The organism is Kitasatospora sp. NPDC054768 (genome assembly GCF_053612025.1).
In genome coordinates this window covers 1-20,836 of the sequence record NZ_JBSHBN010000165.1, presented here as the reverse complement: position 1 = coordinate 20,836, position 20,836 = coordinate 1, and the positions used below count along the sequence as shown (strand labels likewise).

General features: G+C 72.6%; 18 protein-coding genes. 10 read left to right on the top strand and 8 right to left on the bottom strand.

The genetic code is table 11. The annotated features are described in order from the left end of the window. Positions 1-178 precede the first annotated feature (178 nt). The 5 genes from ACWGKU_RS33960 to ACWGKU_RS33940 all read left to right on the top strand — a co-directional run bounded on the left by ACWGKU_RS33960 (position 179) and on the right by ACWGKU_RS33940 (position 5,125). Positions 179-664, top strand: coding sequence for a DUF1453 domain-containing protein (locus ACWGKU_RS33960; RefSeq protein ID WP_401052587.1), 486 nt, complete (start codon positions 179-181; stop codon positions 662-664). A 9-nt stretch (positions 665-673) separates the two neighbouring features. Then, a complete protein-coding gene (locus ACWGKU_RS33955) occupies positions 674-1,870 on the top strand; it encodes a sensor histidine kinase (protein WP_452177382.1) in 1,197 nt (398 codons plus the stop codon). Next, positions 1,867-2,574 (top strand): response regulator, encoded by a 708-nt coding sequence (locus ACWGKU_RS33950; RefSeq protein WP_452177383.1) that lies wholly within the window; start codon positions 1,867-1,869, stop codon positions 2,572-2,574. Before ACWGKU_RS33955 ends, ACWGKU_RS33950 begins: the two co-directional genes overlap by 4 nt. 320 nt (positions 2,575-2,894) lie before the next feature. After that, positions 2,895-3,326, top strand: a complete 432-nt coding sequence (locus tag ACWGKU_RS33945) for a DUF485 domain-containing protein (protein WP_359912610.1) — start codon at positions 2,895-2,897, stop codon at positions 3,324-3,326. Beyond that, positions 3,323-5,125 carry a solute symporter family protein gene (locus ACWGKU_RS33940; protein WP_401052580.1) on the top strand — a complete coding sequence of 601 codons (1,803 nt, stop codon included), beginning with the start codon at positions 3,323-3,325 and terminating at the stop codon, positions 5,123-5,125. Before ACWGKU_RS33945 ends, ACWGKU_RS33940 begins: the two co-directional genes overlap by 4 nt. A gap of 131 nt (positions 5,126-5,256) precedes the next feature. Here the strand turns inward: ACWGKU_RS33940 and ACWGKU_RS33935 are convergent, their stop codons facing one another. Both ACWGKU_RS33935 and ACWGKU_RS33930 read right to left on the bottom strand, forming a co-directional pair. Beyond that, a complete protein-coding gene (locus tag ACWGKU_RS33935) occupies positions 5,257-5,943 on the bottom strand; it encodes a response regulator (RefSeq protein ID WP_359912604.1) in 687 nt (228 codons plus the stop codon). Beyond that, entirely contained in the window at positions 5,943-7,538 is a 1,596-nt protein-coding gene (locus ACWGKU_RS33930) for a sensor histidine kinase (RefSeq protein WP_401055438.1), read from the bottom strand. Before ACWGKU_RS33930 ends, ACWGKU_RS33935 begins: the two co-directional genes overlap by 1 nt. A 249-nt stretch (positions 7,539-7,787) precedes the next feature. Between ACWGKU_RS33930 and ACWGKU_RS33925 the strand changes: the two genes are divergently transcribed. The 3 genes from ACWGKU_RS33925 to ACWGKU_RS33915 all read left to right on the top strand — a co-directional run bounded on the left by ACWGKU_RS33925 (position 7,788) and on the right by ACWGKU_RS33915 (position 10,637). After that, on the top strand, positions 7,788-8,612 hold the full coding sequence (locus ACWGKU_RS33925; protein WP_359912598.1) for an ABC transporter ATP-binding protein: 825 nt from the start codon (positions 7,788-7,790) through the stop codon (positions 8,610-8,612). 64 nt (positions 8,613-8,676) lie between these two features. Continuing rightward, a complete protein-coding gene (locus ACWGKU_RS33920) occupies positions 8,677-9,537 on the top strand; it encodes an ABC transporter permease (RefSeq protein WP_452177393.1) in 861 nt (286 codons plus the stop codon). Positions 9,538-9,575: 38 nt separating this feature from the next. Continuing rightward, entirely contained in the window at positions 9,576-10,637 is a 1,062-nt protein-coding gene (locus ACWGKU_RS33915) for an ABC transporter substrate-binding protein (RefSeq protein ID WP_359912595.1), read from the top strand. 54 nt (positions 10,638-10,691) lie between these two features. Here ACWGKU_RS33915 and ACWGKU_RS33910 read toward each other — a convergent pair whose 3' ends face one another. The 6 genes from ACWGKU_RS33910 to ACWGKU_RS33885 all read right to left on the bottom strand — a co-directional run bounded on the left by ACWGKU_RS33910 (position 10,692) and on the right by ACWGKU_RS33885 (position 17,656). Then, positions 10,692-11,594 carry a sucrase ferredoxin gene (locus ACWGKU_RS33910; protein ID WP_359912592.1) on the bottom strand — a complete coding sequence of 301 codons (903 nt, stop codon included), beginning with the start codon at positions 11,592-11,594 and terminating at the stop codon, positions 10,692-10,694. 39 nt (positions 11,595-11,633) lie between these two features. Beyond that, a complete protein-coding gene (locus ACWGKU_RS33905; RefSeq protein ID WP_401051390.1) occupies positions 11,634-12,356 on the bottom strand; it encodes a hypothetical protein in 723 nt (240 codons plus the stop codon). A 17-nt stretch (positions 12,357-12,373) separates the two neighbouring features. Beyond that, complete coding sequence (locus ACWGKU_RS33900) at positions 12,374-13,417, bottom strand: hypothetical protein (protein WP_452177384.1); 1,044 nt, start codon at positions 13,415-13,417, stop codon at positions 12,374-12,376. Positions 13,418-13,431: 14 nt separating this feature from the next. Further along, positions 13,432-14,694, bottom strand: coding sequence for a WXG100 family type VII secretion target (locus ACWGKU_RS33895; RefSeq protein WP_401055048.1), 1,263 nt, complete (start codon positions 14,692-14,694; stop codon positions 13,432-13,434). Positions 14,695-14,722: 28 nt separating this feature from the next. Beyond that, positions 14,723-15,037, bottom strand: coding sequence for a hypothetical protein (locus tag ACWGKU_RS33890; protein WP_401055049.1), 315 nt, complete (start codon positions 15,035-15,037; stop codon positions 14,723-14,725). Positions 15,038-15,205: 168 nt separating this feature from the next. After that, positions 15,206-17,656 (bottom strand): DNA gyrase/topoisomerase IV subunit A, encoded by a 2,451-nt coding sequence (locus tag ACWGKU_RS33885; protein WP_401044894.1) that lies wholly within the window; start codon positions 17,654-17,656, stop codon positions 15,206-15,208. A gap of 307 nt (positions 17,657-17,963) precedes the next feature. On the opposite strand from ACWGKU_RS33885, the gene ACWGKU_RS33880 reads away from it, so the two are divergent. Further along, positions 17,964-19,313, top strand: coding sequence for a M16 family metallopeptidase (locus ACWGKU_RS33880; protein WP_452177385.1), 1,350 nt, complete (start codon positions 17,964-17,966; stop codon positions 19,311-19,313). Positions 19,314-19,333: 20 nt separating this feature from the next. Beyond that, entirely contained in the window at positions 19,334-20,698 is a 1,365-nt protein-coding gene (locus tag ACWGKU_RS33875) for a M16 family metallopeptidase (RefSeq protein ID WP_452191683.1), read from the top strand. Positions 20,699-20,836: the final 138 nt, after the last annotated feature.

Below are 20,836 nucleotides of genomic sequence, written 5' to 3'. Positions count from 1 at the left end.
TGTCCGCCCCCGTCCGGCGGCTCCGGGTGCGTGGGGGTGGTCCCCACCCTGGTGGGGTGGAGGGCCCTCGCGCTGCCGGTTCCACCCGTGCTCCACCCCGGCTCCGATCAGCGGGAAGCGCCGGATCCGTAGCGTCGGAGAGGTCAGCAACAAGCCTCTCCCCGGGACGGAGAATTCGATGGGTTCCATCGCCAACATCCTCGTAGGCCTCGCGGTGGTGGTCCTGGTGGTCCAGCGCCAGATGCGCGTCCAGCGCCTGGACACCGAGCGCCGTTTCTGGCTGCTGCCGCTGATCCTGGGCGCGCTCGCGCTGCGCGACCCGCAGCTCGTCGACCACCAGCACACCGCGCTCTCCGCCGGGCTGCTGGCCGCCGGACTGGTCGCCGTGCTCGCGATGGGCACGGTCTGGGGCTGGACCGTCCGGATCTGGCGGGCCTCCGACGGCAGCGTCCTGGTCAAGGGCACCAGGGCCACCGTGGCCGCCTGGTGCGGGATGATCGCCGTCCGGATCGGCCTGTACGCGGTCGGTGCGGCCCTGCACGTCCACCAGGCGGGCAGTTCGCTGATGCTGGGCATGGCGGTCCTGCTGCTGGTCCGCTCCTTCGTGGTGAACTGGAGGGCCCGGACGCTGGAGCCCTCGCGGCCCGCCGCCGCACTGCACTGACCCGCCGCCGTGAGCATCGAGGAGGCCCCCGTGGCCGGGTGGTACTGGACCCGCTGGCCGTCCCGGGAAGGGATCGGCCACGAGGACGAGAGCCGGCCGCGGCGGGTCCTGTCCGTGTTCGGCCGGAGCGTCCTGCTGGTCGTCGTCGGCTGGGGGACCTTCTCCGGCGGCAGGTACACCGGCTGGACGGTGGCGGCCGCGGCGGCCGGGCTGGCCGCGGCCGTCGCCCTCTGCACGGCGTACCTGCGGGTCACCCGGGAGCAGCGCCCGGCGGTCTCGTACCTGCTGGCCGCCGGCCTGGTCGGCGGCGGCTGGCTCGCCGACCGGGGGCTGGCCCACACGCTGGCCGACTTCCTGTGGATCGGGTTGACCGTGACGGCTCTGATCCGGCTGCCGCCCGCGCCCGCGCTGGTCGTCGCGGCGGCCGCGCTGGGTTCGTACACGGCGGCCTCCCCGGCGGGCTGGCTCGGCAACGCCGCCACCGTCGGGGGCTCCGTCCTGGTCGGCTGCCTGCTGCGGCTGGACATCGAGGCGCGCGGCACCGCCCGCCGGCTGCTCGCCCAGGAGCGGGCCGCCCAGGCCGCCCAGGCGGAGAGCGCGGCGCTCGCCGAACGGGCCAGGATCGCGCGGGAGATCCACGACGTGCTCGCCCACAGCCTCTCCGCGCAGCTCGTCCACCTGGAGGCGGCCCGGCTGATGCTGGACGCCGGGACGGACCGCGAGCAGATCCGTGAACGGGTCGTCGCCGCCCGGCGGATGGCGCAGGACGGGCTGGTCGAGACCCGCCAGGCACTGTCCGCGCTGCGCGGGGAGCTCACCCCGGTCGGGGAGTTCCTGGTCGAGCTGACCGGTCGGGAGCGGGCCGCCCTCACCGTCACCGGCACGCCCCGCCCGCTCGCCGCCGAGGCCGCCCTCGCGGTGCGGCGCACCGCGCAGGAGGCGATGACCAACGTCCGCAAGCACGCGTCCGGGGCCCGCGGCTCCGTCGAACTGCGCTACCTGGACGGCGCGGTGGAGCTGGAGGTGTGCAACACCCGGCCGCCGCGCGGCCAATCCGCCGGTGAGTCCCCGTCGGAGGCGCTGGCCGCCAGTGGCAGCGGGTACGGTCTGCTGGGAATGCGCGAACGCGCGGAACTGCTCGGGGGCACGCTGCTGGCGGGCCCGCAGGACGGAGGGTGGCGCGTGCTGCTGCGGGTGCCGGCATGAGTGAGCACATGGGTGGTGCGGGGGCGATCAGGGTGGTGGTCGCGGACGACCAGACGGTGGTGCGCGAGGGCATCGTGATGCTGCTGGGGCTGTTGCCCGGCATCGAGGTGGTCGGTGCGGCCGGGGACGGGGAGGAGGCCGTCGCCCTGGTGGAGCGTCATCACCCGGACGTGGTGCTGATGGATCTGCGGATGCCGCGCTGCGACGGGGTCGAGGCGACGAGGCGGATCCGCGCGGCGCACCCGGAGACCGAGGTCGTGGTGCTCACCACCTACGCCGACGACGACTCGCTGTTCCCGGCGCTCCGGGCCGGGGCGCGCGGCTACCTCACCAAGGACGCCGGCGCCGAGGAGATCGCCCGGGCCGTCGCGGACGTCCGCTCGGGTGCCGCCGGGCTCTCCCCGCAGGTCCAACTCCGGCTGCTGGAAAGGCTTTCGGAGCAGCACGGCGACGCCGGGCCGGCTGCCGGGAGGCCCGGAACCCGGTCGGGGGAGCTGCCCGCCGGGCTGACCGTCCGGGAGGCCGAGGTGCTGGCGCTGATCGCCGAGGGGCTGTCCAACGCCGAGATCGCCCAGCGGCTGTTCGTCAGCCAGGCGACCGTGAAGACCCACATCAACAATCTGTTCGCCAAGACCGCGGTGCGGGACCGGGCTCAGGCGGTCGCGTACGCGTTCCGACACGGAATCACTGGGACGCAGCAGTAGTCCGATGAGTGTCTGTCGGATGATCGATCACCTCATCGAGTGAACGTATCTGCGATGGTCAGGGGCGCTCTCCTAGGGCCGCCATCATGGTTCGGGTCAGAACATCCGGCCGTCCAGGAGCAGCAGTGCCACAGCAGCAGACGAGCAGTCCCGGCCCGGGACAGCAATTCGACTGGTGGGCCGCTGCGGCCGCCGGTACCCCCGTTGAGTCCGCCGAGCCATCGGCTGCGCACCGCCGGACGGCGGTACCGGCGCAGTCGGGCCCCGCCCCCACGGACCACGTTCCTACGGCCCGGTCGGCCGAGGCCGCCGTCGGGTCAGTGGCCGTCGGCGCACCGGTCCACGGGGCCGCCGTCGAGCCGTTCGCCCAGAGCATCCCAGCCGATCCGGCGGCCCCGGCCGCACCGCACGCACCACTCGACGAGGAACCGGTCGCCGACCGCACCGAGGTCTACCGGACGGTTCAGGCCAGCGAGACGTTCCTGCAGATCCGCCGCAGCTACCGGACCTTCGTCTTCCCGATCACCGGGGCCTTCCTCGCCTGGTACCTGCTGTACGTCGCCGCCCAGGCGGGTGCCCCCGACCTGATGCGCAGGACGGTGGCCGGCCCGCTCAACGTGGCCTGGCTGCTGGGGCTGCTGCAGTTCGCCTCGACCTTCCTGCTCACCTGGCTCTACGCCCGCAACTCCCGGACCAAGCGCGACCGCGCCGCCCTGGGCCTGCGCTGGGACACCCAGGACCAGCTGCGATGACGCCCCTGCTGGCCACCGTGCCCACCGATGCGGCCAAGGCCGCGGTGCAGACCGCCGTCCGGACCGTGGTGTCGACCGCCACCCCGCCGCCGGTCGCCCCCACCGGCGACCACCACTCGCTCGCCATCGCGCTGTTCGCCGTCGTCGTCCTGGTTACCCTGGGGGTCACCCTCTGGGTCGGCCGCCAGGGCAACGCCGCCGAGGACTTCTTCGCCGGCGGCCGCGACTTCACCCCGCTGCAGAACGGCTTCGCGCTCTCCGGGGACTACCTCTCCGCCGCGTCCTTCCTGGGCGTCGCCGGGCTGATCGCGCTGTACGGCTACGACGGCGTGCTCTACAGCATCGGCTTCCTGGTCGCCTGGCTGGTCGTGCTGATGCTGGTCGCCGAACTCGTCCGCAACGCGGGCCGGTACACCCTCGCCGACGTCCTCGCGCTGCGGCTGCGCCGTCGCAAGGTGCGCGCCGCGGCCGGTGGTGCCAGCGTCGTGGTCACCCTGCTCTACCTGGTGGCCCAGATGGTCGGCGCCGGTTCGCTGGTCGCCCTCCTGCTCGGCACCGGCAGCCCGCACGCCCGCACCTGGACCATCATCGCGGTCGGCGCCCTGATGATCGTCTACGTCACCATCGGCGGGATGCGGGCCACCACCTGGATCCAGATCATCAAGGCCTTCCTGCTGACCGGCGGTTCGGTGCTGCTCACGGTGCTGCTGGTGGTCCGCTTCCACGGGGACCTCGGCGAGCTGATGCGCGAGGCCGCCCAGCACAGCGGCGCCGGGCAGCGCTACCTGGAGCCCGGGCTCAAGTACGGCGGCAGCATCACCAGCCGGCTGGACTTCGTCAGCCTCGGGCTCGGCCTGGTGCTCGGCACCGCGGGCCTGCCGCACATCCTGTCCCGCTTCTACACGGTGCCCACCGCGCGGGCCGCCCGCCGCTCCACGATGTGGGCGATCGGCCTGGTCGGCAGCTTCTACCTGATGGCCATCGTGCTCGGCCTCGGCGCCACCGCGCTGATCGGCTCGGCCGAGGTGCGGCACGCCAACTCGGCCGGGAACACCGCCGTTCCGCTGCTCGCCCTGGTGCTCGGCGGCGGCAACGGCAGTACCGGCGGGGTGCTCCTGTTCGCCCTGATCTCGGCGATCGCCTTCGCCACCATCCTCGCGGTGGTCGCCGGGCTGACCCTGGCCTCCTCGGCGGCCTTCGCCCACGACATCTGGGCCGGCGCCTGGCGCGCCCGGCCGAGCCGCGAACAGCTGAAGAGCCGCGAACAGTTGAAGAACGGCCGCGGGCGGCGCCGCCGGGGCGAGACCGTCCCGGCCTCCCGGGCGGCGGAGGAACCGGTCTCCGAGCTCAGTGAGCAGCAGGAGGTGGTGGTCGCCCGGTTCGCCGCCGCCGGGATCGGTGCGACGGCGATCGTGATCAGCCTCTTCGCCCAGCAGCTGAACGTCGCCTTCCTGGTGGGCCTGGCCTTCGCCGTCGCCGCGTCCTCCAACCTGCCGGTGCTGCTGTACAGCCTGTTCTGGTCGCGGTTCACCGCTCGCGGCGCGGTCTGGGCGGTGTACGGCGGGCTGGTTCCGGCGATCGTGCTGGTGTTCTTCTCGCCGGTGGTGTCCGGTTCCCCCGAGGCGCTCTTCCCGGGCCTCGACTTCCACTGGTTCCCGCTGGAGAACCCGGGCATCGTCTCCATCCCGCTGGGCTTCCTGGCCGGCTGGGTCGGGACGGTCACCTCGTCCGAGCCCGCCGATCCGGACCGGTTCGCCGAGCTGGAGGTACGTGCACTCACCGGTGCGGGCGCGGCCTGAGCCGTCGCGCCCGGGGAACCCCGGCGGGCCTGGGGCCGCCGGGGTTCCCCCCTGTCCGGCCCCAGGCCCGAGACCACGTCCGGCCCGGCCCCTGTCCGGCCCCTGTCCGGCCCCTGTCCGGAGACCACGCCCTAGGCGCGGGCCGCCAGCCCGTAGCGGTGCTCCGGCCGGCCGGTGTCGCCGTACCGCAGGGTCAGCCGCAGCCGGCTGTCCCGCTCCAACTGCTTGAGGTAGCGCTGCGCGGTGGAGCGGCTCAGCCCGGTGGCGTCGGCGACCTCCTGGGCGGACAGCGGCCGGCCGGCCCGGCGCAACACCCCCATCACCAGGTCCGTGGTGGGCGCCGAGTGGCCCTTGGGGAGCGTTCCGGCCGGGGCGGCGGCGCTGCGCAGGGTCGCGAACAGCCGGTCCACCTCGTCCTGGCCGGCCTCCCGGGCCGGCGCGGCGAGCGCGTGGCGCAGCTGCGCGTACGCCACCAGCTTCTCCCGCAGCCCGGCGAAGGTGAACGGCTTGACCAGGTACTGGAGTGCGCCGTGCTGCATCGCGGCGTGCACCGTCGACACGTCCCGGGCGGCCGTCACCATCATCACGTCGCAGGCGACCTGGCGTTCCCGCAGCCGGCGCACCAGGGCCAGGCCGGTCTCGTCGGGCAGATGGTGGTCGAGCAGCAGCAGGTCCACCGGGCGGCGCTCCAGGGCGGCCAGCGCCTCCCCGGCCGAGTGCGCGGTGCCGGTCACCCGGAAGCCCGGGACCTTGGCCACGTAGGCGGCGTGCACGTCCGCGACCCGGAAGTCGTCGTCCACCACGAGTACGTCGATCATCATGCCTCCACGAGCCGACCGGTGAGCAGGGCTTCGGGCAGCTCGACGGTGAACCGGGCGCCGCCGAGCGGCCCGGTGTCGAGCACGATCCGGCCGCCGGTCCGCTCGACCAGCCGCCGCACCATCGCCAGCCCCAGCCCGCGCGGACGGTGCGCGGGCGCGTCCTTGCTGGTCCACCCCTCTTCGAAGACCTGTTCGCGCAGCTCCTCCGGCACGCCCGGGCCGCTGTCCGCGACCTGCAGCAGCAGGGTCGCTCCGGCCGCCGCCAGGCTGACCTCCACCCGGCCCCCGCCGCCCGCGGCCAGGGCGTCCACCGCGTTGTCGATCAGGTTGCCGAGCACCGTCACCAGTGCCCGGGCGTCCACCACCGCGTCCGGCAGGTGCGCCGCCGCGGCCAGCGCCAGCAGCACCCCGCGCTCGCCCGCCACCGAGGTCTTGCCCGCCAGCAGTGCCGCCACGTGCGGGTCCTGCACCTGCTCGGCGATCCGTGCGGCGACCACGGCGTGCGAGCCGGACTGCTCCGAGATGAACGCCACCGCCTGCTCGTGGCGGCCCAGTTCCAGCAGGCCCAGCAGGGTGTGCATCCGGTTGGCGTGCTCGTGGTCCTGGGCCCGCAGCGCCTCGGTCAGGCTGCGGGTGGTGTCCAGCTCGCGGACCAGCGACTCCAGCTCGGTGCGGTCCCGCAGGGTGACCACCGCGCCGCCCTCGGGCGTGGTCGTGCGGTTCACCACGAGCACCCGGTCGTCCCGGACGGCCGGCAGGTCGGCGCCGGCGATCCGCCCGGAGAGCACGTCCGCCAGCCGGCCCGGTGGCAGCACCGCGCCGATCGGCCGGCCGGTGCAGTCCTCGGGCAGGCCGAGCAGCCGCAGGGCCTCGTCGTTGGCCAGCCGGATCCGGCCGCGTTCGTCCAGCGCCACCATGCCCTCGCGGATTCCGTGCAGCATCGCCTCCCGCTCCACCAGCAGCGCCGAGATGTCGGCCAGGGCGATGTTGTGGGTGCGGCGCTTGAGCCGGCGGGCCAGGAGGAGGGTGGCGAGCGTGCCGGCGGCCAGGCCGGCGCCCGCGCACAGCAGGATGCCGGTGAGCATCGTCAGCAGCCGGCGGCGGATCGAGTCGTCGCTGATGCCGACCGAGACCTCGCCGACGATCCGGCCGTCCGCCATCCGCAGCGGCACCTTGCCGCGGGCGGTGCGGCCCAGGGTGCCCTGCTGGATGGCGGTGACGCTGCGGCCGCTGAGGGCCGGCTCCGGATCGGTGCTGACCCGCTGGCCGATCCGGCCCGGGTCGGTGTGCGAGAGCCGGATGCCGTCCAGGTCGGTGACCACCACGAAACTGGCGCCGGTGGCCAGCCGGATCTGCTCGGCGTTGCGCTGGGCGGCCACCACGTCGCGGCCGGCGGCGGCCCGGGCGATGTTCTCGTCGGTGGCGGTGGCCTGGGCGATCGACAGCGCCCGCTGCATCGCGTCGTGGTCCAGCTCGCTGCTGACCGGGGCCAGGAACAGCCCGGCGGTCACGGCGGTGACACCGACGGTGACGACGGTCTGGCTCAGCAGCAGCTGGGCGAAGACCCGGCGGGGTCCGCGGGGGAGCTTCATCCGGACCTCCTCTCGGCGGCTGCGGGGGATCGGGCGTCCTCGGGGGCGGTCGGGGCGCCGATGGGTGGGGTCGGGACACCCTATGTTTCCGGGGTGTTTCTGTCAGCCGCGTCCCCGCAGTTGTAGCGGAAGCAAAACGAGCAGAACACCCCTCTATGCGGAGAAGTCGCACTACGCGAAGAAGGCTCCCGCCGGGGCCGGGCCCGCTCCTACCTTTCCGGGGCAGGCAACAGACCCGGGAGGATCGACATGAGCAAGACCCCGGCGATCGAGCTGACCGGCGCGACCAAACGGTTCCGCACCCCTTCCGGGGCGCTGCACACCGCCGTCCGCGATCTCGATCTGACCGTCGCCCAAGGCGAGTTCGTCGCCGTCGTCGGCCCCACCGGCTGCGGCAAGTCCACCACGCTGACGCTGGTCAGCGGCTTGGAGGAGCCCACCGAGGGCGAGGTCCGGGTGTACGGCGAGCCCGTGCGCGGGATCGACCCCAAGGTCGGGTTCGTCTTCCAGCAGGACGCCGTCTTCCCCTGGCGCACCGTCCTGTCCAACGTGATGGCCGGCCCGCGCTTCCGCGGCGTGCCCGCCGCCGAGGCCCGGGAGCGGGCCCGGGACTGGCTCGGCCGGGTCGGCCTGGCCGCCTTCGAGGACCGCTACCCGCACCAGTTGTCCGGCGGCATGCGCAAACGCGTCGCGCTCGCCCAGACCTTCGTCAACGACCCGGCGATCCTGCTGATGGACGAGCCGTTCTCGGCACTGGACGTGCAGACCCGGGCGCTGATGTCGGACCAGCTGCTGGAGCTGTGGGCGGGGACCGGTTCCTCCAGGGACGCGGCGTCGGTCGTCTTCGTCACCCACGACCTGGACGAGGCCATCGCGCTCGCCGACCGGGTCGTCGTCATGACGGCAGGACCGGCCACCGTCAAGGAGATCTTCACCGTCGACCTGCCGCGCCCGCGCAGCGTGGAGGCCGTCCGACTGGAACCGAGGTTCGTCGAGCTGTACCGCGAGATCTGGGCCTCGCTCGGCGAAGAGGTGCGCATCACCCGGGAGAGAGGAGCGGGTCGTGCCGCTTGAGACCGCATCCGAGTCCGCGTCCGAGCCCGGGGCGGAGTCCGTGCCCGGGTCCGGGGCGGCGCCGGTGTCCGCGCCGGCCGCCGCCGGGAAGCCCCCGGCCGTCACGACGAGGACCGAGGCCCGTGAACGGGCCGCCCGCAACCGGAGGCTGGGCGTCTTCGGCGCCCGGGTCGCGGTGCTGGTCGCCTTCCTCGGACTGTGGGAGGTCTGCGCCCGGACGGACGTCATCGACCCGTTCAACTTCTCCCAGCCGTCGAGGATCTGGGACCAGATCTGGCAGTGGACCACCCACGGCACCGCGCAGGGCTCGCTCGGCGAGCAGATCGGCTACACCCTCTACGAGGCCCTCACCGGCTGGGTGATCGGCGTCATCGGCGGTGTGCTGCTGGGCATCGCGCTCGGCCGGGTCCGCTTCCTGGCCGACGTGCTCGGGCCGTACATCAAGGTGCTCAACGCCATCCCGCGGATCGTGCTCGCGCCGATCTTCCTGATCTGGTTCGGCCTGGGCCCGGCCTCCAAGGTCGCCTCCGCGGTGGTGCTGGTGTTCTTCCCGGTGTTCTTCAACGCCTTCCAGGGCGCCCGCGAGGTGGACCGCAACCTCGTCGCCAACGCCCGCATCCTGGGCGCCGACAACCGCAGGGTCACCCTCCAGGTGGTCATCCCCGCCGCCACCACCTGGATCTTCACCAGCCTGCACGTCAGCTTCGGCTTCGCGCTGATCGGCGCCATCGTCGGCGAGTACATCGGCGCCACCAAGGGCCTCGGCCTGCTCGTCGCGGCCGCCCAGGGCACCTTCAACGCGGCCGGCGTCTACGCGGCCATGACCATCCTCGCCGTCGTCGCGCTGCTCACCGAGGGACTGCTGACCTTCGCCGAGAAGAAGCTGTTCCGCTGGAAGCCCGCCGACGCGGGCGACGGCCGCTGAACTCCCCCCGTCGTCAGAAGAGAGAGGCACCCCCACCCATGCGCAGACCAGTCGCCGCCGCCCTCGCCGCCGCCCTGCTCCTCCCGCTCTCCGCCTGTGCCAACGACGCCGCCACCGCCGGCCACGGCGCCGTCGCAGCCCCCGCCGGGCAGCAGGTCGACGGACCCAAGGTCAAGATCATGGTCGGTGGCCTGGACAAGGTCATCTACCTGCCCGCGATGCTCACCCAGCGGCTCGGCTACTTCGCCGACGCCGGCGTCAACGTCGAGCTGATGACCGAGCCGGCCGGCGTCAACGCCACCACCGCGCTGCTCGCCGGGGACGTCCAGGGCGCCGTCGGCTTCTACGACCACACCATCGACCTCCAGGCCAAGGGCAAGAAGGTCGAGTCCGTCGTGCAGTTCGCCCAGGCGCCCGGCGAGGTCGAGGTGGTCTCCACCAAGCAGGCCGACGCCATCAGGTCCGGCGCCGACTTCAAGGGGAAGAAGCTCGGCGTCACCAGCATCGGCTCCTCGACCGACTTCCTCACCAAGTACCTCGCGGTCAAGAACGGCACCGCCGTCAGCGAGTTCAGCCCGATCGCGGTCGGCGCCGGCCAGACCTTCATCGCCGCGCTCCAGCAGGGCAGCATCGACGCCGGGATGACCACCGACCCGACCGTCGCGAACATCCTGGACAAGGGCCTGGGCAAGGTCCTGTACGACATGCGCACCCCCGAGGGCTCGCGCGAGGCCCTCGGCGGGCTGTACCCGTCCTCGTCGCTGTACATGAACACCGACTGGGTGGAGAAGAACAAGGACACCACCCAGAAGCTCGCCAACGCCTTCGTGAAGACCCTCAAGTGGATGTCCGGCCACACCCCCGAGGAGATCGCCGCGAAGATGCCCGCCGACTACGCGCAGGGCGGCGCCGAGCAGTACGCGGCGGCGATCAAGGCGACGCTGCCGATGTTCACCACGGACGGCGTGATGCCGGCCGACGGGCCGAAGACGGTGCTCTCGGTGCTCGCCGCGTTCCACCCGGACGTCAAGGGCAAGGAGGGGACCATCGACCTGGCGAAGACGTACACCACGGAGTTCGTCGCCAAGGCGGCCGGCTGACGCTCCGCCGCAGCGGTCCCGCGCTCACCCCCACGGGCGCGGGGCCGCCGTGTTTCAGACCCCCCGTACGGACAGCACGTCCATCCGCGAGGGCGTCCCCGCCGCCTTGCCGCAGCTCTCCGGGCGCGCCGGCTCGCTGGCCGCCTCGATCACGTCCACCTCCCAGGACCGCCCGTCCCGATGCAGCACCGTCACCAGCCAGCGGCCCCCGCCGTCCGGCCGCTGGGTGAGCGTCAGCACGTCCACCCCGGTCTCGCCGGTGGCCAGCCGCACCGCGTGCTCGGCCGCCTGGCCCGGACGCTCCCAACCCGAGCAGCCCCGCGACCACTCCGGCACCACGTGCCCGGCCGCCGTCGCCGCCAGCACCTCCTTGGCCGTCTCCGGCGTCAGCCGCCCGTACGCGTAGCCGTACGGCAGCACCAGCATCGTGGGGGAGAAGCGGTGCCCGCCCAGGTGGGTCACCTCCCACACCTCGCTGTGCCCGGCCGCCGCCAGCTCCGCCGCGAGCGGACGGCCCAGCAGCGCGCAGCAGCGGTCCCGCCGCCCGTTGGTGCACACCAGGGCCACCGGGCCGCCGACGTGCTCCGTTCCGAAGCCGGTGTGGTCACCGGCGCCCAGCGCCGCGAAGTCCAGCTCCAGCAGCTCCGCCGGATCCGCCACCCCCGCCCGGCGCACCCAGCCGCGGCCGGGCACCGTGTGCGCCACGAGCACCTCGTGGCGTGCGGTCGGCAGGCAGTCGGCGTGCCGCCCGGGCCGCCGGATCAGGGCCACCCGCACGCCCGTCCCCGCCGCGGCCGCCTCCAGCGCCCGCCCGACCGCCGCGTCCAGGTGGCTCTCACCCAGCGCCTTCGCGCCCCACGGTCCGTTCTGCTCCACCAGCAGCCAGGTGGTCGCCACCGCCGCCGTCGCTGCCAGCGGCTCCGAAAGTTCACGCGACACGGTCGCACAGGTGCTCACCCCGGCAAGGCTACCCTCACCTGATCACCTTCACCCGGATCACCCGAACGCGGCCCTCACCCGCTGCGCCACCTCCTCGTCCACCGTGTCGTACAGCGGCTCGGAGACGGTCGGGAGGTCGGCGAACTCCAGGTGGATGCTGCGGACGACATCGGCGAACAGCTCCGAGTAGAGCACCCAGTCCTCGGGGCACGGGGTGCTCAACTCCAGCGAGAGCAGCTGGGACTCGTTCGGCAGCGGCAGGTGCACCTGGATCACCGAGGTGGTCAGCGTCCCGTCGACGAGCGGGACCGCCAGGCCGTCCAGCGGGGTCGACCCGTCGTCGACCGGGGTCGCCACGGCGTCGATCACCGCCACCGCCCGCCCGGCCGGCAGCTCGATCGCCGTCACCTCCGCCTCCGGACGGGACAGGGCCAGGCGGGTGAGCAGGAAGTCCACCGCGCCCGGGTATTCGGTGCCGACCAGCGGGCACACCGAGGCCACGATCGACGCCGTGCTGGGGCGGCCGTCCACGTCCACCAGGCACATCCCGGCGTGGATCACCCCGGCCTCGGCCATCGGCGGGATCAGCTCGGCCAGCGCCACGGCCCAGCGCACCCGCATCTCCTCGGGATGGGAGGCCAGCACCTCGCAGACCAGCTCCCAGAGCTCCTCGGCCACCTCGTCGTCGGTGCCCAGTACCGGGACCTCGTGGAAGGCGGGCGGGACGACGAAGCGGATCTGGAGCCGGGTGTCCTCGGTGGCTGTCGGAATGTCGGACATCGGGCCTTCCACGGAGGTCATGAGGGCTTGCGGATCCGGTTGCGGACGTCCAGCCAGGACGGCGGGACGGGGACCGGGACGCCGTACGCGCGGGCCTCGACGAGCAGGTCGAGGTAGGCGTTGGCCCGGTCGCGCAGGCCGGAGCGGTGCCAGGTCCAGTGCGTCTTCAGTGCGGGGAGAGCTGTGAGCACACAGGTGGCCACCAGGCCGCCGATGACGAGGATGGACTGCCGGCGCTGCTCGGAGTAGGTGAAGTCCGAGCCGAGAACACCGACCATCACGGCCATGACGAGGACCAGGGCGAAGATCTTGCTCCACATCGATCTCCGGCGGACGGTGCGTTTCTGCGCGGTGAGCAGCCCCCGGACCGCCTGTTCGTCCAGGAAGTCGACACCGTACGGGGCGCCGAGTTCACGGGCCCGGGCGGCCAGTGTCCAGTGCTGTGCGAGCGCGGCCGGCGGGAGCACCGGGAACCTGGGGTCGATCACGGCGCCGGCCGGCCACCACGAGCCGGGCTGCGCAGCGACGCCGGGCGGGGGAACCGGGGAGGTGTACGGGACCGGACCGGTGGGGTGTGGGGTCGGGGCGGCTGGTGGCTGCGGCTGCGGAGCGGCCCGGGCACCTTCCTCCCATGCGGCCCGATCGGCATCGGCTCCCCACTCGGCGGGAATCCGGACCGTCAGCCCCGCGCGCCGGGCCTGGTTCAGCAGCCCGATGTACGCGGTGAAGTGCACGGAGGCGGTCTGCTTGCTGGAGCTGCGGCCCGTGCCCCGCAGCCAGACCGCGATTCCGGCCGGAATCCCCAGGATCGCCGCTGTCCAGTTGCCAGTGACCAAGGAGACCACGATTCCACCGAGGACGAGGAGACCCGCGGCTTCGTCGTGCCAGTCCTGCTGATCCCGCTTCCGCAGGTGCTTGATCACCACGTTGCGGGCCACGTCGTCGTTCAACAGGGTGACCCCGTAGAGCGTTTCGGCCCGCCGCGCCGCCTCGGCCACCTCGGGCACGGCGGCGAGCTGTCCGCCCGAAACCGGCAGCGTCACATGGAGGTCCTTGACCATGAGCTGCTCCTCTCTCAGCCGACGGCGTTCAGGAACGGCGCGGACGCCGGTCGGTACGCGGGCTTCGGAAGCGGTCCCGGGGCCTCGACGTAGGACTCCCGGGCCTTCTCCTTCTTCTCGTCCTGGTAGAAGCCGTAGGCGAGTCCGTTCGCCTTGTTCGTGATGGTGACCGCGCGGGGATCCACTTCGACGCCTGCCTTCTTGAGCCCGCCGACGATGGCCTTGGTCGATATCGGGTTCACGGTCTTCTCGAACAGGCCTGCGCCGGCGGCCGAGGTGCGCTCGGCAGCGCCGGCTCCCTCAGCGGCCACCGACGTCCTGATGTTCTTGATCGGGGCCCGGATCACCTTGTTGACGACGCCAACACCCTGAACTTTCGTGATCGACTTTCCGGCGGTGGCGAAGCCCTTGATGGCACCGACACCGGGGATCACCCCGAGCCCGTCCATTCCGATCTTCAGCCAGGAGACGTCCTGGCCGCGGGACTTGGCGATGCCGTGCCCGGCCATCGCGGCCGCACTGGTCAGCATGGCCGCCGCACCCAGGATCGGGCCGGCTCCGGGGATCACCAGGGCCGCGATCGCCAACCCTGCCGAAATCTTGGACAGGTCGTCGGCGTGCTCGGCCAGGAAGTCCAGCGACTTCTGCCAGGCGTGCTCCACCTTGTCCAGCATCCGCTTGAGGAAGCTCGGGTCCGGCGGGTGGTGGCGGGACGCCTCCATGATCGCCTTGGCGGCCGCCTCGGCCTTGTTCTTGTGGTCAGCCAGCTGCTTGTGGCCGTTCGCGATCACCTCGTCGAGCTGGTGCGCGAGCTGCTGCTGGGCTTGGAGTTTGGCCTCGAAGTCGGCCTTGGCCTTCGTCTGGGCGGCCGCGTCGGTGGACTGCGCGGAGGCGTCGAGGGCCTTTCCCGCGGTGTCGCACTGGACGTTCATGTCGCCCAGTCGGGAGCGCAGTTCGACGGCTTGGGCCTCCATGGTCCGGCCGGTGGAGAGCAGTCCGGTGAGCTGGGTGTGCCAGGTCTTGAGGGCCCGTGAGCAGGCGGCCATCGATTCGTGGCCCTGGGTGAGGTACTTGGGCAGTTCGCCCAGCTTGCCGGCGAAGTTGCGGGCCGCCTCGCCCTGCCAGGCGCTGCCCTCGGAGCCGAGGTCGGCGAGCGCGTGGCGCAGTTCCTCCAGTTCGCGGGCGACGGCGTCGACGTCCGCGTACATCTTGGCGATGGCCGGGAGGTCCCCCGGGGCCGGGCAGAAGCCGAGGCCCGGCCAGTTCTTGTCACTCATGGTGGAAGTCAGTCCCCTGGGTGTTGGCTCAGGTCGCGCCGAGGCCCTTGGCGGTGCCCTGCTCGTTGTCCCCGTAGTTCTTGAGCGAGGCGTCCAGGCCCTCGCGCAGGCCGTGGGCGAGCTTGGCCATCCGGCCGATGCCGCCGTGCCAGTGGTCCTCGAAGCCCTTGCAGGCCGAGTCGAGCCGCTCGGTGCCCAACTGCTTGCCCTTTCCGAGGTTTTCGAGGCTCTTGGCGACCGCCCCCATGCGGTTGCCGCACTCGTCGAGCTGTTTGGACACCGTTCTCATCCGGCCCATGTCGATCTTGAACTCTTCGGCCAACTCCTCGTCCCCCCAAAGCATGTGGTGCGATATGGAGCACCTGTTCGGTGAACCTAACCCATGGGTGGGCAAAGTTCGGTCCATGCCCGGGAATTGGAGATCGCCCTTCCGCATTCCCGGTCGGACGGGCACGAAAAAGCGGAGGGGCACCGGATGATCTCCGGTGCCCCTCCGCTCGTACGGGTGCCGTTACGCCGGGCCGGCGACCACCGCGATCGGGGTGGTGACCGGGGTGCCGGAGCCGTCGCGGCGCGGGTCGCGCTCGGGCAGGTCGACCGGGGCGCCCTTGGCGGTGGCGGCGCGGGCCGGGGCGGCGCCGGCCCAGGCGAAGGTCAGGGCCTCCTCGCCGCGCAGGAAGCGCTGGCAGCGCACGCCGCCGGTGGCGCGGCCCTTGCGCGGGTACTGCTCGAACGGGGTGACCTTCCAGCTCGTCTGCTCGCCGTCGGAGAGCGTGCCCGTGGCCGTGGCCACCGAGACCACCACCGCGTCCGCCGCCGGGTCCACCGCCGTGAAGGACAGCACCCGCGCGCCGTCCGACAGCTTGATGCCCGCCATGCCGCCCGCCGGGCGGCCCTGCGGACGCACCTGGCCCGCCGGGTAGCGCAGCAGTTGGGCGTCCGAGGCGATGAAGACCAGGTCCTCCTCGCCGGTGCGCAGTTCGACCGCGCCCACCAGCTCGTCACCCTCCTTGAGGGCGATCACCTCGAACTCGTCCTTGTTCGCCGGCCACTCCGGCACCACCCGCTTCACCACGCCCTGCAGCGTGCCCAGCGCCAGCCCCGGCGAGGACTCGTCGAGGGTGGTCAGCGCCAGCGCCCGCTCCCCGTCCTCCAGCCGCAGGAACTCGCCCACCGCGGCCCCGCCCGCCAGCGTCGGCGACGGTGTCGGCGGCAGTGCCGGAAGGTCGATCACCGGCATCCTCAGCACCCGGCCCGCGGACGTCACCACTCCCACGTCCGCCCGTGCCGTCGCGTGCACCGCCGAGACGATCACATCGTGCTTCGCCCGCTTCTCCGACACCTCGAACGGCTCGCCGTCCGCCGTCCGCGCCAGCAGGCCCGTCGACGACAGCAGCACCCGGCACGGGTCGTCCGCGACCTCCAGCGGCACCGCCAGCGCCGCCGAGGGCACCGCCCCCGCCTCCAGCAGCACCGTGCGCCGCTCGGTGCCGAACTGCTTCGACACCGCGCCCAGTTCGGACGACACCACGCTGCGCAGTTTGGTGTCCGACTCCAGGATCTCGGTCAGGTCCGCGATCTCGGAGGTCAGCTTCGCCTTCTCCTGCTCCAGCTCCACCCGGTCGAAGCGGGTCAGCCGGCGCAGCGGGGTGTCCAGGATGTACGCGGTCTGCGTCTCCGACAGCGAGAAGCGCTCCATCAGGCGCTCCTTCGCCTGCTGGGCGTTGTCACTCGACCGGATGATCGCGATGACCTCGTCGATGTCGACCAGGGCCACCAGCAGGCCCTCGACCAGGTGCAGCCGCTCCTCGCGCTTGCGGCGGCGGAAGTCGCTGCGCCGGCGCACCACGGTGAAGCGGTGGTCGACGTAGACCTCCAGCAGTTCCTTCAGCCCCAGCGTCAGCGGCTGGCCGTCGACCAGCGCCACGTTGTTGATGCCGAAGGTCTCCTCCATCGGCGTCAGCTTGTACAGCTGCTCCAGCAGCGCCTCCGGCACGAAGCCGTTCTTCACCTCGATGACCAGCCGCAGCCCGTGCTCGCGGTCGGTCAGGTCCTTGACGTCCGCGATGCCCTGGAGCTTCTTCGCGTTGACCAGGTCCTTGATCTTCGAGATGACCTTCTCCGGGCCGACGTTGTACGGCAGCTCGGTGACCACGATGCCCTTGCGGCGGGCCGTCACCGCCTCCACCGTCGTCGTCGCCCGGATCTTGAACGTGCCGCGGCCCGACTCGTACGCGTCCCGGATGCCCGACAGGCCCACGATCCGCCCGCCCGTCGGCAGGTCCGGACCGGGCACGAACCGCATCAGCGTGTCCAGGTCGGCGTTCGGGTGCTTGATCAGGTGCCGGGCCGCGGCCACCACCTCGGAGAGGTTGTGCGGCGGCATGTTCGTCGCCATGCCGACCGCGATGCCCGTCGCTCCGTTCACCAGCAGGTTCGGGAACGCGGCCGGCAGCGCCAGCGGCTCCTGCTCGCTGCCGTCGTAGTTCGGGCCGAAGTCGACGGTGTCCTCGTGGATCGACTCCACCATCGCCATCGAGGCGGCCGTCAGCCGCGACTCGGTGTAGCGCATCGCGGCCGGCGGGTCGTCGTTGCCCAGCGAACCGAAGTTGCCGTGGCCGTCGATCAGCGGCAGCCGCATCGAGAACGGCTGCGCCATGCGCACCACGGAGTCGTAGATGGACGCGTCACCGTGCGGGTGCAGCCGGCCCATCACCTCGCCCACCACGCGCGCGCACTTCACGTGCGCGCGCTCGGGGCGCAGGCCCATCTCGTTGGCCTGGTACAGGATCCGGCGGTGCACCGGCTTCAGGCCGTCCCGTGCGTCGGGCAGCGCACGCGAGTAGATCACCGAGTAGGCGTACTCCAGGAAGGAGCCCTGCATCTCGTCCACGACGTCGACGTCGAGGATCCGCTCCTCGAAGTCTCCGGGCGGCGGGGTCTGCGAACTGCGGCGGGCCATCGCGGCGGGGCTCCCTTACGTGTCGCTGGCTGTGTCTCGGTAGGTCGTCGGTCGGTCGCCGAACGCCCGGGGGCGGTCGTCGGCCGTCTCCGCACCGTCCCGCCGCCGGACCCGTCAACCGGGTGCCGCCGACAGGGCGCGGCGCCCCCATTGTGGACCCTCGCGCCGACACTCCCGGTCAGCGGCCCTCTTCCGCCCCTGGCGAACGGCCCCGTCCGCGCGGACACGAACACGGCTCCCGCACGTTGCACCACAATGGGGGACGCCACACGAACCCCGACATCGACGACGGGAAGGACCCGAGCGCATGGCCAACCCGGCCCCCGCCTCCAGCCGAGGCATCGCCATCACCGAGCACCGCCTGGCCAACGGCCTGCGCGTCGTCCTCTCCGAGGACCACCTGACCCCGGTCGCCGCCGTCTGCCTCTGGTACGACGTGGGCTCCCGCCACGAGGTCAGGGGCCGCACCGGCCTCGCCCATCTCTTCGAGCACCTGATGTTCCAGGGCTCGGCCAACGTCTCCAACAACGGGCACTTCGAGCTCGTCCAGGGCGCCGGCGGCTCGCTCAACGGCACCACCAGCTTCGAGCGCACCAACTACTTCGAGACCATGCCCGCCCACCAGCTGGAGCTCGCCCTCTGGCTGGAGGCCGACCGGATGGGCTCGCTGCTCGCCGCGCTCGACGAGACGTCCATGGAGAACCAGCGCGACGTCGTCAAGAACGAGCGCCGCCAGCGCTACGACAACGTCCCGTACGGCACCGCCTTCGAGAAGCTCACCGCGCTCTCGTTCCCCGACGGCCACCCGTACCACCACACGCCGATCGGCTCCATGGCCGACCTCGACGCGGCCACCCTGGAGGACGCCCGCACGTTCTTCCGGACGTACTACGCGCCCAACAACGCCGTCCTGTCCATCGTCGGCGACATCGACCCCGAGCAGACCGTCGCCTGGGTCGAGAAGTACTTCGGCTCCATCCCCGCGCACGACGGCAAGCAGCCCCCGCGCTCGGGCGAACTCCCCGAGACCATCGGGCGGGAGATCCGCGAGGAGATCCACGAGGACGTCCCCTCGCGCGCCCTGATGGCCGCCTACCGCCTCCCGCACGACGGCACCCGCGAGGCCGACGCCGCCGACCTCGCCCTCACCATCCTCGGCAGCGGCGAGTCCAGCCGTCTCTACAACCGGCTGGTCCGCCGCGACCGCACCGCCGTCGCCGCCGGCTTCGGCCTGCTGCGGCTGGCCGGCGCCCCCAGCCTCGGCTGGCTCGACGTCAAGACCTCCGGCGACGCCACCGTCGAGCGGATCGGCACCGCCGTCGACGAGGAGCTCGCCCGCTTCGCCGCCGAGGGCCCCACCGCCGAGGAACTCGAACGCGCCCAGGCCCAGATCGAGCGCGAGTGGCTCGACCGGCTCACCACCGTCGCCGGCCGGGCCGACGAACTGTGCCGCTACGCCGTCCTGTTCGGCGACCCCAAGCTGCTCAACGACGCCCTCCCCAAGGTCCTCGACGTCACCGCCGAAGAGGTCCAGGCCGTCGCCAAGGCCCGGCTCCACCCCGACAACCGGGCCGTCCTCGCCTACGAGCCGACCGCCGCCGCCGAGACCGACGCCGACTCCGACGCCGCTTCCGAAGAGGAGGGTGCCGCCGTATGAGCACCGACTACGTCCCCGCCATGACCTTCCACCCGCAGCCCCGGCCGGGCACGCCCAGCCCCTGGGACTTCCCCGCCCCCGAGCGGGCCGCCCTCGGCAACGGCATCACCGTCCTGCACTGCCACCGGCCCGGCCAGCAGCTGGTCGCCGTCGAGGTCCTGCTCGACGTCCCGCTCGCGGCCGAGCCCGAGGGCCTCGACGGCATCGCCGGGATCCTCGCCCGCGCCTTCAGCGAGGGCACCGACAGCCTCAGCGCCGAGGAGTTCGCCGCCGAGCTGGAGCGCGCCGGCGCCACCCTGGACGCGCACGCCGACCACCCGTGCATCCGGATCTCCCTGGAGGTCCCCGCCTCCCGGCTCCAGCGCGGCCTGTCCCTGCTGGCCGACGCCCTGCGCGCCCCCGCGCTGCCCGAGGCGGAGATCGAGCGGCTGGTCGCCAACCGCCTGGACGAGATCGTCCACGAGCAGGCCAACCCCGCCCGGCGCGCCGCCAAGGCCCTGTACGCCGAGCTCTTCGACGCCGCCGACCGGCTCTCCCGGCCCCGCGCCGGCACCGCCGACACCGTCAAGTCGATCGACCGCGCCGCCGTCAAGGCCTTCTACGACGCCCACGTGCGCCCCGTGACCGGCACCGTCGTGGTGGTCGGCGACCTCACCGGGGTGGACCTGCCGGCGCTGCTGGAGAGCACCCTCGGCACCTGGACCGGGACGGCCGCCGAGCCGTCCGTCCACGCCCCGGTCACCGGCGACGACCGCGGCCGCGTCGTCATCGTGGACCGCCCCGGCTCCGTCCAGACCCAGCTGCTCATCGGCCGGATCGGGCCCGACCGCCACGACCCGGTCTGGGCCGCCCAGACCCTCGGCACCTACTGCCTCGGCGGCACCCTCACCTCCCGCCTCGACCGCGTCCTGCGCGAGGAGAAGGGCTACACCTACGGCGTGCGCGCCTTCGCCCAGCCGCTGCGTTCGGCCGCCGACGGCAGCGGGCGCGCGATGCTCGCCATCAGCGGCTCGGTGGACACCGCCTCCACCGCCCCCGCGCTGGCCGACACCTGGACCATCCTGCGCACCCTCGCCGCCGAGGGCCTCACCGACGCCGAGCGTGACGAGGCCGTGCAGTTCCTGGTCGGCGTCGCCCCGCTGAAGTACGAGACCGCGGGCTCGGTCGCCGGCACGCTGGCCGACCAGGTCGAGCAGTACCTGCCGGACGACTACCAGGCCGAGGTGTACCGGCAGCTCGCCGAGCTGCGCACCGCCGCCGCCACCGAGGCGGTCGTCGCGGCCTTCCCGCCGGACCGGCTGGTCACCGTCCTGGTCGGCGACGCCGCCGTGATCGCCGACGACGTGCGGGCGCTCGGCATCGGCGAGGTCACCGACGTCAGCTGACGCCTCTCGCCGTTCCGTGCGGCCCCGTGGTGCAACCACACCGCCGGGGCCGTCCCGTTATTAAAAAAATTGGGGGCCGCCCCACGGTCGATGATATTTGTTACCCAGCCCAACGCACCTGCGAACCCCGCCCCGCGC

Excerpts from the sequence above, each read along its gene's own strand:
- ACWGKU_RS33960 (WP_401052587.1), top strand. The coding sequence starts at position 179 with ATGGGTTCCATCGCCAACATCCTCGTAGGCCTCGCGGTGGTGGTCCTG.
- ACWGKU_RS33950 (WP_452177383.1), top strand. The coding sequence starts at position 1,867 with ATGAGTGAGCACATGGGTGGTGCGGGGGCGATCAGGGTGGTGGTCGCG.
- ACWGKU_RS33940 (WP_401052580.1), top strand. The coding sequence starts at position 3,323 with ATGACGCCCCTGCTGGCCACCGTGCCCACCGATGCGGCCAAGGCCGCG.
- ACWGKU_RS33935 (WP_359912604.1), bottom strand. The coding sequence starts at position 5,943 with ATGATCGACGTACTCGTGGTGGACGACGACTTCCGGGTCGCGGACGTG.
- ACWGKU_RS33930 (WP_401055438.1), bottom strand. The coding sequence starts at position 7,538 with ATGAAGCTCCCCCGCGGACCCCGCCGGGTCTTCGCCCAGCTGCTGCTG.
- ACWGKU_RS33925 (WP_359912598.1), top strand. The coding sequence starts at position 7,788 with ATGAGCAAGACCCCGGCGATCGAGCTGACCGGCGCGACCAAACGGTTC.
- ACWGKU_RS33915 (WP_359912595.1), top strand. The coding sequence starts at position 9,576 with ATGCGCAGACCAGTCGCCGCCGCCCTCGCCGCCGCCCTGCTCCTCCCG.
- ACWGKU_RS33905 (WP_401051390.1), bottom strand. The coding sequence starts at position 12,356 with ATGTCCGACATTCCGACAGCCACCGAGGACACCCGGCTCCAGATCCGC.
- ACWGKU_RS33900 (WP_452177384.1), bottom strand. The coding sequence starts at position 13,417 with ATGGTCAAGGACCTCCATGTGACGCTGCCGGTTTCGGGCGGACAGCTC.
- ACWGKU_RS33895 (WP_401055048.1), bottom strand. The coding sequence starts at position 14,694 with ATGAGTGACAAGAACTGGCCGGGCCTCGGCTTCTGCCCGGCCCCGGGG.
- ACWGKU_RS33890 (WP_401055049.1), bottom strand. The coding sequence starts at position 15,037 with ATGCTTTGGGGGGACGAGGAGTTGGCCGAAGAGTTCAAGATCGACATG.
- ACWGKU_RS33885 (WP_401044894.1), bottom strand. The coding sequence starts at position 17,656 with ATGGCCCGCCGCAGTTCGCAGACCCCGCCGCCCGGAGACTTCGAGGAG.
- ACWGKU_RS33880 (WP_452177385.1), top strand. The coding sequence starts at position 17,964 with ATGGCCAACCCGGCCCCCGCCTCCAGCCGAGGCATCGCCATCACCGAG.
- ACWGKU_RS33875 (WP_452191683.1), top strand. The coding sequence starts at position 19,334 with ATGACCTTCCACCCGCAGCCCCGGCCGGGCACGCCCAGCCCCTGGGAC.